The organism is Halorubrum sp. GN12_10-3_MGM, assembly GCF_005435235.1.
GTDB classification, from domain to species: domain Archaea; phylum Halobacteriota; class Halobacteria; order Halobacteriales; family Haloferacaceae; genus Halorubrum; species Halorubrum ezzemoulense.
Genome location: NZ_SGUB01000058.1, coordinates 1 through 1,323, shown reverse-complemented (window position 1 = coordinate 1,323; position 1,323 = coordinate 1). Strand labels below are relative to the sequence as shown.

The window sequence follows — 1,323 nt, the reverse complement described above, 5'->3', positions numbered from 1 at the left end:
GGGGCTTCCTGTTTCCACGACGCGCTTTGCAGATACAGGCGTATCCACAGGGAGCGCAGTCTCCACAGGCGTTGATTCGGAGTATCCCACTCCTACTTCTTCAAGACCACGAGAAAGGATGTTCCACGCCGCGTTCGCATCCCTATCCGCTTCAAATCCACACGCCGGACAGGAGTGTTCGCGCATCCACAGCGGTTTCTCAGTCTTCACACCACAGGAAGCGCACTCTTTTGTCGTCCCGCGCGGGTTCACGGCGACGAAGTGCGTCCCTTCACGTTCACACTTGTATTCGAGCATCCCCAGGAACGTTCCCCACGCCGCTCCCGCCCGATTTCGTGAGTTTCTGGGGAGTTCGACCAGCCCTTTTACATCCAAGTCCTCAACAGCCACCAAGTCGTACTCTGTGGCGTAGTAGTTCGACAGCTTGTGGAGAAAGTCGCGGCGCTTTCGCTTGAGATCAGCGTGGCGTTCCGCCACGGTTTGTCGTTGTGTCTCCCAATTCGTAGAGCCGTGTTCCTTCCGCGAAAGGTCGCGTTGGGCGCGTTCCAATCGTTCGCGCTCGTCGCTGAAGTCGGGACTTTCGATGGCGTACCCATCGGTGTCGTGGGCATACTTGAGAATCCCCACGTCGATACCAACGCACCGATCTGGATCGGTTGGTTTCTCAGGTGTCTCTTTCCCGTCGACAACGAATGAAGCGAACCAGTCCCCAGTTGGCTCCTTCTTAATCGTGACTTGTTTGATCGTCTCGGTGTCGGGGATTGTGCGGTGTTTGATGAGTGGAACATCCGCAAGTTTCGACAGCGACAATACGGTCTGACCGTTCTTACTATCGAACTCGAAGCCAGACTGTATGTAGGTGAAACTGCGGAAGTCCTTGGGAGCCTTCCAGTTGAGACTTCCGACGTTGTAGCCGTTCTGTTTCAACTGGGAGAGGGCTTTGATGCTGTCTTCGATACGCATGACAGCGGCTTGTGCGACCGTTGAATAGAGGTCATTTAGTTCATCCCACCAGACTTTAAGATCGGTGAGCTGATCGCGTACTTGGCGTACTCGTTGGGTGAGTGTTCCCGCCGATTCGGGGATTTTCTCAAATTCGGTGAGTGCGTGATTGTAGAGTTGCCTACAGGTATCTCGGTGTTGATCCAACAGCTCACGTTGTTCAGGCGTGGGATCAAGCCGGAATCTGTAGGTGTAGCGCATTGACTATTCGTCGGGGGTTGAGGTTCGGACGATTTTCACGTCTGCACCACGCCATCGCTTCGGAACGAGAACGTGTGCGCCGTTGCCGGTCGGCTTCACCTCTCCCTCGATGACTTCGTG

2 protein-coding genes are annotated in these 1,323 nt (G+C 55.1%); both read right to left on the bottom strand.

The window, feature by feature from the left end:
• A partial coding sequence (locus EXE47_RS18215; RefSeq protein WP_137708625.1) for an RNA-guided endonuclease TnpB family protein occupies positions 1-1,203 on the bottom strand: 1,203 nt, incomplete at its 3' end.
• A gap of 3 nt (positions 1,204-1,206) precedes the next feature.
• Positions 1,207-1,323 (bottom strand): DUF2080 family transposase-associated protein (locus EXE47_RS18210; protein ID WP_137708624.1); only part of this gene is annotated, 117 nt, incomplete at its 5' end.